Below are 9298 nucleotides of genomic sequence, written 5' to 3'. Positions count from 1 at the left end.
TTGACAGCCTCACATGGTACGACAGCCTGGGACCCGCCACAGGAACGAATGTAATCTCTTCAAAATGGAGTTTACACAGAACACTTGACACACCCCCGCGAATACGTTGCATCCGTTTGATCACTCGAAAGAAAGGACACATAACCGTGAAGAAGGCCGCAGAACAACTCTCTATCATGTATAAAACGTCTATAGCCCTTATTCTCACAGGTCTGTCTTTTTGGATTCTAGAGTCAATCCCTTGGATTTACCAACATGCAAGATGGTATGTATTAGGTTGCACCTGTGTCTCGGCCGCTGTCTGCTTTGTGGTTGTCTGCGTCTCTGGAGTGAGATTTATCATTTATTACTGGATAAAAAAGACTTGACTTTCACGCATATTGACTTCGTTGGTTGTCAATAAGCATGGTGTATCTTTCTTATAATCTATCATTTTTACCATATTTACTTTTTGGAAGACATCCATGCCGAAGCTCGCGGGAACATGAAAAGAGAAGATATTGCGATACGATCGCGGGGCGGCCGCCAGAGCTCGGGTTCGAGTCTCAAGTAGGGGTGTTAAATCGTTCGTGACAAGTTGTCGTAGGGGAGACCTCATGGGAAGTACGGTCATGCCACCGTGTGCGGGCCCTCGCCAATTCCCGCAGCACGTACTTCACCCACGGCCGGCCCGCATGCGGCCCGGCCAGTGCAGGCATATGAACTTCCAGTCACGACGCCGCTGCCTCGACTTTGCGCGTCATCTCCGCGTCCGTCACAACCGCCTCTTGGGCCGTCTCTCGCTTTGCAAGATGTGGCTCTTCCCAGATGGCCATCGCGCTCACTTCAGGAACGCAAGCGTGCAGCAGGCTTGCCGCCCGACGGTACGACGTCTCCGTGGCCCATGCGATCGCATGCGACCGTAGCTGAGGAGACAGCCGCCGATGGGGCTCCAACCCCAGCGCGTCGTCTAAGAGCAACCAGCGCTCGCCCGTCTGCTTGTCCCGATAGCACCGCCGCCAAATCGCGATCTCGCCCGCAGTCGTGACCAACGTGCGAGGCTTCCGGTGGATGAGCGTCCACCGGAAGCCTCGCTCCCCTGCAGCTTCTGTTCCATCCCCTCGAGCAAGAGCTGGAGGAGCTCATAGGCCGTGTCACGCACGGTGGCACACACGCCTGGCTCCACCTCATCCAGGACATGTTCGCGGACGCATCTCACGGTGACCCTATCACAGACGCTCAACACGAGTGATTGCGCGCGGTTGAACCCCAACTGCAGCTCGCTTTATAATATCGGACATGCAATTTGGCATCGGTCGAAGGAGGGGTGCGCGTGAAAGTCACCATTGCTGGCGTGACGCTGGACAACCCCGTCATTCTCGCGCCCATGGCCGGCGTGTGTAACCCGCCGTTTCGGAGACTCGCCAAGGAACTAGGCGCTGGGATGGTCTGCGCAGAGATGGTCAGCGACAAGGGCTTGGTGAGCGGAAACGAAAAGTCAAAAAAGATGACCACCATCCTTCCGGATGAACACCCAGTCAGCTTGCAACTCGTCGGGTACGATCTCGCCTCGATGGAGCAGGCGGCCGAGATGGTGGGCGAAACCAACGCGGACTTAATCGATATCAACATGGGGTGTCCCGTCCTGAAAATCTGCAAGAACGGGAGCGGTGCTGCGCTCGCACGCGATCCCAACTACGCGGCGAAAATCGTTCGCGCTGTGGTGAGCCGCGTGAACAAGCCGGTGACGGTGAAATTCCGCAAGGGCTGGGATGACGATCACGTCAACGCCGTCGAGGTGGCGCTTGCCGTGCAAGAGGCAGGCGCTCAGGCGGTGGCGGTCCACGGCCGCACGGCGAAGCAGATGTACAGCGGCAAGGCCGACTGGGACATCATTCGGCGGGTCAAGGAGGCTGTGCGCATCCCGGTGATCGGCAACGGCGACGTCGTGGATCCCCAGAGTGCAAAACGCCTGATGGAGGAGACCGGGTGCGATGCCGTGATGATTGGCCGCGCCGCGCTCGGCAATCCGTGGATTTTCCGCGAAATTGCGCATTACCTCGAGACGGGGGAGTTGCTCCCGCCTCCATCCGTGGAGGAGCGGCTGGAAGTGACGCTTCGCCACATGCGCATGCTTGTGGAATTTAAGGGCGAGGATATTGGCGTTCGCGAGATGCGCAAGCACGCCGCCTGGTACGTCAAGGGGCTCCCGGGAGCTGCGGAGTTCCGCAACGTGATCAACCAGCAGACCACGATGGCGGGCATGGAAGCCGTGCTGCGGGAATACTGCGAGGGAATCCTGCGGCGAAAGATCGCCTAGTGGTCGTCGCCGCCTCGGCGATAGCGCGCCGCGTACACTTTGAATGAAGCCATCGCCCGCTGCAAGCGCAGCGGGCGATGGCTCAGGGCGTGCGCCAGATTGACAGCCCGTATTTTTTCAGTTTTCGAACGGCCGTCGCCTGGCTCACGCCCAGCGCCTCAGCCACCTCGTAGCTCGACCGGCAGCGCCGCGCAGCTTCCGCGTAGATTTCCCGCTCGACTTGGGCGAGTTTGTCCAGAGGGCGGATGCCTTCCGTCTGAACGTCCCCCAGGCTGTCCTCTTCGAGCCACTCCTCGCGCAGGTCGGAGGGAAGAATGCCATCCCCGTCGGTCAACAGCACGAGCCGCTTCACAAGATGCTCCAGCTCGCGAACGTTGCCGGGCCAGCGGTAGGCCTGGAGCCGCTCTACGACTTGCGGATGGATGCGCTTCACCATCGTGGGGTGAGTGCGGAACATGTCCTCAAGAAACTGGTCGATCAGCACAGGGATATCCTCCTTGCGCTCTCGAAGCGGCGGGATTTCAATGGACACGCCGTGCAGGCGGTAGTACAGGTCTGCGCGAAACGTGCCCTCACGCACCATGCGCTTCACGTCGCGATTCGTCGCCGCGATGATGCGCGCATCCACGTGGCGCCGCGTCGTACCGCCGACGCGCGTCATGGCCCGGCGTTCCACGAAGTCAAGCAGCTTTCCCTGAAGGTGAAGCGGTATCTCTGCGATCTCGTCCAAAAACAAGGTCCCTCCGTGTGCCAGCTCCACTTTGCCTGGCTTTCCCGACCGCGACGCGCCGGTGAAGGCGCCGCTTTCATAGCCGAACAGCTCACTCTCCAGGAGAGATTCTGGCAAAGCCGCGCAGTTCACTTCGACGAACGGGCCGCTGTGGCGCGGACTCATGCGGTGGATCCACTCCGCAAGGGTGCTTTTCCCGACGCCGGTCTCACCCAGCAAGAGGCACGTGAGATCGGCGCGCGCCACCCTTCGCGCCATTTCCAATACACGCTGCATCGCCTGGCTGTGCGCCACGAGGCCGCGGATGGCTTCGCCGGATCCCGAGCCTTCTGAAGCCGTCGAAAAGCCTGGCGTGTGGGGGCGAAACGCGTCGGAGACTTCTTTGGCTGTCGAGATGACCAACCGGATGTTGCCTTGCGCATCGAAGACGGGATTGGCGGTGGCCCACAGCTGTTTGCCGTCCGACGTCTTTTGTAACACGGTGACTTCGCGGCGCAGCTTCAGGGCGAGGCCGATGACGGAAGGGTAAAACAGGCCGTCTCGCTCGAGGTCGTAGACGGATCGGCCGACCAACTCTTCTTGGCGCAGGCCGTACAGTCGCTCAGCCGCCCGGTTGACGCGCAGTGTGACGCCGTTGCCGTCTGTGACGAAGACCTCGTCAAACGCCTCCGAAACAATCAGCTCCAGTTCCTCGTAGGCCTCTCGCAACGCCTGCAGGCGCTCGGCGAGCGGCGCCGTGAGGTCCGGATGGCACTCCACGAGGAACGATTCGCTGTCAAGCCAAGGGTGGAGGTGGACCATCCAGCCGCTCGTCACCGATGCTCGAAATTCGTCCCACTGGGTGCCGGTCCGCAAGGAAGGCCAGGCTTCCCTCGCCGCCTGGTTGGCGTACAAAAGCCCCTTCATGGGGTCAAAAATCAGGATGGGGACTGCCAGATGCTCAAACCATGATGGCGTCGACACGAAGGTACCCCCTTGTACGGCGAACGATCTAGGCGTTCATGCATTATTGAATCATTTTCATTCAATCAGGAATTACCGGCTCCGTAAAGCGAACACGCATCGCATGGACCTGTGCCGGCCTCGGGGCCCTTCCAGCGCGGCTGTCCGCGTTTTCGATTTGGCACGAAAATTGCTTCTCATCGGATGAACGAAACCGGTTGGAGGAATGAAAACGGCCGGAGGAACGAAACCGGCGTATGCCAGGCGCTTGCGCGTTCAAGGAGGGTGTCTCATGAACACTTTCGTCCAGTCTGCGAGTTCGTCTCAACTGGAACGGCGTGATCGGTATGTGGCGAGAGGCGTGTCGAATCAGAATCCCGTCGTCATCGTGCGCGCGGAGGGCGCGCGGATGTGGGACGAGAGCGGCAGAGCGTACATCGATTTCGCGGGCGGGATCGGCGTGATGAACGTCGGACACAATCATCCGGAGGTCGTGGCCGCTGTGAAGGCGCAGGCAGAGAAGCTGTTTCACACCTGCGTCCACGTGGCACTGAACGAGCCGTATCTGGCGCTCGCCGAGGCGCTGTGCCGGATCGCGCCCCTGTCCGGTCCCAAGAAGGCGCTGTTGCTCAACAGCGGCGCAGAAGCCGTGGAGAATGCCATCAAAATTGCGCGGAGTTTCACCGGTCGCCCGGCGATTATCGCGTTTGAAGGCGGCTTCCACGGGCGAACCATGTTGGGGATGTCGCTGACGAGCAAGGTGGACCCGTACAAGGTCGGATACGGGCCGTTTGTCCCTGAGGTGTATCGCATGCCGTTTCCCAACCCGTACCGAAACCCGTTTGGGCCAGGAGACCTCACGGAGCAAGCGCTTGGGTTTCTCCGCCACGCGTTTGAAACCTACGTGGACCCGAACCAGGTGGCGGCCGTGATCGTCGAGCCCGTTCAGGGTGAGGGTGGGTTTGTGGTGCCGCCGGCGGACTTTCTTCCGAAGTTGCGCGATCTGTGCCGGCAGCATGGAATTCTGCTGGTGGTCGACGAGGTGCAGACGGGTTTTGGCCGCACAGGGCGCATGTTCGCGACGGAGTACGCCGCGGGACTTGAACCCGATATGGTGGTCATGGCGAAATCCATGGGCGGCGGGCTGCCGATCTCGGCCGTGGTCGGGAGAGCCGACGTGATGGACGCGCCGAAACCGGGGGGTCTCGGCGGTACGTATGGAGGGAACCCGTTGGCGTGTGCGGCGGCGCTCAAGGTCATCGAGATCATGGAACGCGACGGCCTGCCGCAGCGGGCACTCGAAATCGGTGAGCGGAGTATGGCTTTCCTGCGAGGGCTGCAAGAGCGGCACGCCATGATCGGCGATGTGCGCGGGCTCGGGGCGATGGTGGCGATCGAGTTGGTCAAGGACCGCGAGACCAAGGAGCCGTACCCCGAGGCCGTGGCACGGGTGAGCAAAAAGTGTTTGGAGTACGGTCTCATCACGGTGAAGGCGGGCGTGTACAACAATGTCATTCGCCTGCTATCGCCCCTGGTCATTTCCGACGACGAGTTGCAGCAGGGGCTTGAGATTTTGGCCCAAGCCATTCGCGAAACGGAAACGGAACGGTGATGTCGCGGGCGAGCGACGAGTGGGAGGCGGCGAGGCTTGAGGCCTCTGCCGCGCTTCCCTGTCAGAAAATTGGAAACCGGACAGAGAGTTCAGGAGGGGTTAGATGGAATCCACGTCGACGCTTCGGCGCACGCTTCGGCTGCCTCACGTGCTGTTCTTTGGATTGGTGTATCTGGCGCCCATGGTGGTCTTCGCCATCTACGGCACCATTGTAGAAGCGAGCAAGGGGATGGCCGCGAGCTCGTACCTTGTGGCGATGGTCGCCATGATGTTCACCGCAAAGAGCTACGGCGAGATGGTGAAAGCGTATCCCGTTTCCGGTTCGTCCTACACGTACACGCGCCGGTCGCTCAACGCCCACGTGGGTTTCATGGTGGGCTGGGCCATCCTGTTGGACTACGTCTTCATCCCGATGGCCATTTGGCTGATTGGCGCATCGTACTTGAATGCCGCTTTTCCCGCGGTCCCCGTCTGGGTTTGGGTGCTGTTGTTCATCCTCGTCACGACGGTCATCAACCTGTTTGGCATCGAACTCGGCGCCAATCTGAACGTGCTGATGATGGCCTTCCAACTGCTTGTCATCGCTTTGTTCCTCGCCCTCGGGCTGATGCACGTGTGGCATGCCCAACAGGCCTGGTCCGTCTTCCGACCGTTTGCATCGCCAGGAGGATCGTTCTCGGCTGTGCTCGCCGGTGCCTCCATTGCCTGTTACTCGTTCCTCGGGTTCGACGCGATCACGACATTGACCGAGGAAACCCTCGAGCCCACTCGCACACTGCCCAAGGCGATCGTACTCGTGGCCTTCTTGGGCGGCGTCATCTTCATCGTCTGTTCGTATGTGGGGCAGTGGGTGCACCCGAGCCTCGTGTTTGAGAACGTCAACTCGGCCGCGTTTGAAATCGCTCGCGAAATCGGCGGAACGCTATTTAGTGCAGTGTTTCTCGCCGGTATCATTGTCGCGCAGTTCGCGTCCGGCCTGTCGGCGCAAGCGAGCGCTGCGAGGCTTTTGTACGCCATGGGCCGCGACGCGGTCCTGCCGAAGCGCGTCTTCGCGTACCTGCACTCTCGTTTTCGCACACCTGTCTTGAACGTGGTGCTCATAGGACTCCTGGCGTTCATGGCGCTTTTCATGAGCGTGGAGACCTCGACCTCGTTCATTAACTTTGGTGCCTTCTCCGCGTTTACCTGCGTCAACCTGTCGGTGATCGCCCATTACATCGTGCGGCAACGCCGGCGGACGTGGCGGGACTGGACCGTGCACTTCCTCTTCCCGCTCCTCGGCGCGTTTTTTGACTTCTGGTTGCTCTTGAATTTGGACCGCGATGCACTTCGCCTGGGCGCGGCATGGGCTGTTCTGGGGCTGCTTTATCTCGCGTTCATGACGAGAGGATTTCAGAAGGAGCCACCGGAGTTGTCCATGGATGCCCATGGAGGGGGTATGCCGGTATGAGGGGGATCTCTGACACGAGCGATCCGGCGCCCATTCGCGTGGCCCTGGCACAGCTGGCCGTCGCGGACGGCGATGTTGAGCGCAATTTGACGAAGATCGCAACGGCGCTGGAACAAGCGAGTCGACAGGGCGCGGACGTGCTCCTCACGCCGGAACTGTCTCTGACTGGGCTGGTGTCGGGCGAGGTGCGGGAGCGCCTCGCGGAGCCACCCAACGGCGGCATGCAGCAGGCGCTCAGTGAACTCGCGCGTTGCTACGGCGTGGCCACGGTGTTTTCCTATCCGGAAAAAGGGGCCGGCGGTGAGATCTCCATCGCGACGCGCCTGGTGAGCGGCGATGGGGCGTGCATCCATGTGTATCACAAGATGCATCTGTTTGCTGAGGAAAAACACGCGTACGCGCCGGGCGACGCGTTATCCGCCTTCTCATGGCGCAACTGGACAGCCGGCATCCTGACATGTTACGACCTGGAGTTTCCCGAGCCTGCGCGGAGACTCGCCGTTCAAGGGTGCCGATTGCTTTTCGTCAACGCGGCCAACATGGAGCCGTACGAAACAATTCACCGGACCTTTCTTCTCGCCCGGGCCATGGAGAATCAGATGTTCGTGGTCTATTGCAACCGGGTCGGCCGAAACGCCCGGTATCGTTACCGCGGAATGAGCGGAGTGGCGGCTCCCGATGGCACCGTGTTGCTCGATCTCGGCCTCGATGAAGAAGCCGTCCAGTGCGTCGATCTCGACTGGTCGCTGGTTTTGCGATCGAGATCAGCCTACGACTACCTGGCAGATCGGCGCTTGAGCGAATAGCAAAGCGCTGGAAAGTCCCTGACGGAACCGTTCCTGCGCGTTCCAGCGTGTGCCCGCGCGTACACCTTCGCCGGCGTGGGTCCCTCCGCGGAACACGAAACGTCTCAGCCCAAACGTGCGCCTTCGACCCATGGGCATCGCGCTGCTCGTGCCCATGGGCCATCGGCGACTTACTCCAAGGCCACGCCCTTCGTCTCTTTGCCGAGCGCTGTCACGATGATAAAGCCAATGAGCAGCACAGCGAAAAACACCCCAAACACCCATCCGTAACCGAGGTGCGCACCGAGCAGCCAGCCGGTGGCAAACGGTGCGATGGCACTGCCGAATCGGCCAAATCCGGCCGCCCACCCCATGCCCGTCGCTCGAAACATCGTCGGGAACTGTTCGACGGTGAACGCGTACGTGCCGGCGAAGGCCGCGAGCATGAAGAACGATAGACACAGCCCGAAGACGACAAGCGACGCTGTGTTCCATGCAAAGCCAAACGCAAGCGCCGAGAGCGCCGTGAGGATCATGGCGGTGACGAGCGTTCGCTTGCGTCCCCACCGTTCGACAAGCCATGCGGCCGTCATGTATCCTGGAATCTGAGCGAGTGTCATGATGAGCGAGTATCCCAAGCTGTGGACGAGGGAGTACCCCTTGTCGTAGAGCACGGACGGCAGCCACAAAAACATGCCGTAATAACTGTAATTCATCACGAACCACACGACGGATGCCACGAACGAGCGGCGGCCCAGCTTGCGCGACCAGATGTTGCGAATCGATTCACCGAGCGTGCTCCGGCGCTCCAGGCGCGCGTAACGCGGGGCTTCCGGCAGGGCGAAGCGCAACACGATGGTGTACAGCGCAGGGATGGCGCCGATGAGAAACACCACGCGCCAGCCGGAGGTTGGAATCACGAAGTACGACACGAGCGCGGCGGCCAGAGAGCCCACCGCCCAAAACGACTCGAGGAACACCACGCGGCGGGCGCGGACTTCGTCCGGCGAAGACTCGAGCACGTATGTCGTGGCAACGGGCAGCTCTCCGCCGAGTCCGAAGCCGACAAAAAACCGCAGCACGAAGAAGATGCCGATGCCAGCTGCGAACGCGGATAGGCCCGTCGCGAGGCTGTAGATCAGAATGGTCACGAGGAACAAGGAGCGCCTGCCGAAGCGGTCGGCCAACAGACCTGCGAGAGCGGATCCCACGGCCATACCGAGGGAACTCACACTTCCGACGAGGCCGGTCACCGTGTGCGTCAGGTGCCACTGTTTCGCCAGGACCACGAGGACGTACGACAGGATGCCCACGTCAAACGCGTCGAACAGGAGGCCGAGGCCGGAGGAGACGAGGATCCGGGCCGCCGAAACGCGTTTGGCCGGCAGAGACACGGGATCGACCACTGTGCTCACCTCACTTGTGCGTTTACCCACGGTATATGTGGATGGCTGATGAACGGTGACAGCCGCCCACGCGC

The 9298-nt window shown here is 60.9% G+C and carries 6 protein-coding genes and 1 pseudogene; 4 read left to right on the top strand and 3 right to left on the bottom strand.

Going from position 1 to position 9298, the window contains the following annotated elements; genetic code table 11:
• Nucleotides 1-710 precede the first annotated feature (710 nt).
• Nucleotides 711-1055: pseudogene (locus BW934_RS04110) on the bottom strand (UPF0236 family transposase-like protein); the annotation flags it as partial.
• A gap of 257 nt (nucleotides 1056-1312) precedes the next feature.
• Here BW934_RS04110 and dusB point away from each other — a divergent pair.
• Nucleotides 1313-2299, top strand: a complete 987-nt coding sequence (gene dusB, locus BW934_RS04105; protein WP_076345354.1) for a tRNA dihydrouridine synthase DusB — start codon at nucleotides 1313-1315, stop codon at nucleotides 2297-2299.
• An 82-nt stretch (nucleotides 2300-2381) separates the two neighbouring features.
• Here the strand turns inward: dusB and BW934_RS04100 are convergent, their stop codons facing one another.
• Entirely contained in the window at nucleotides 2382-3992 is a 1611-nt protein-coding gene (locus tag BW934_RS04100; protein ID WP_143232520.1) for a sigma-54 interaction domain-containing protein, read from the bottom strand.
• Nucleotides 3993-4263: 271 nt separating this feature from the next.
• On the opposite strand from BW934_RS04100, the gene gabT reads away from it, so the two are divergent.
• The 3 genes from gabT to BW934_RS04085 all read left to right on the top strand — a co-directional run bounded on the left by gabT (nucleotide 4264) and on the right by BW934_RS04085 (nucleotide 7839).
• Nucleotides 4264-5583, top strand: coding sequence for a 4-aminobutyrate--2-oxoglutarate transaminase (gene gabT / locus BW934_RS04095; protein ID WP_076345352.1), 1320 nt, complete (start codon nucleotides 4264-4266; stop codon nucleotides 5581-5583).
• A gap of 103 nt (nucleotides 5584-5686) precedes the next feature.
• Nucleotides 5687-7033, top strand: a complete 1347-nt coding sequence (locus tag BW934_RS04090) for an APC family permease (protein WP_076345350.1) — start codon at nucleotides 5687-5689, stop codon at nucleotides 7031-7033.
• The gene (locus BW934_RS04085; protein ID WP_084182463.1) at nucleotides 7030-7839 is read left to right on the top strand and encodes a carbon-nitrogen hydrolase family protein; all 810 of its coding nucleotides are present in this window, start codon (nucleotides 7030-7032) and stop codon (nucleotides 7837-7839) included. Before BW934_RS04090 ends, BW934_RS04085 begins: the two co-directional genes overlap by 4 nt.
• Before the next feature lie 170 nt (nucleotides 7840-8009).
• Here BW934_RS04085 and BW934_RS04080 read toward each other — a convergent pair whose 3' ends face one another.
• Entirely contained in the window at nucleotides 8010-9224 is a 1215-nt protein-coding gene (locus BW934_RS04080) for an MFS transporter (RefSeq protein WP_076345348.1), read from the bottom strand.
• Between the last annotated feature and the right edge of the window lie 74 nt (nucleotides 9225-9298).

The organism is Alicyclobacillus vulcanalis, assembly GCF_900156755.1.
GTDB lineage: Bacteria > Bacillota > Bacilli > Alicyclobacillales > Alicyclobacillaceae > Alicyclobacillus > Alicyclobacillus vulcanalis.
The sequence above is the reverse complement of the archived record's forward strand: the minus strand, read 5'-3'. Positions and strand labels throughout refer to the sequence as shown.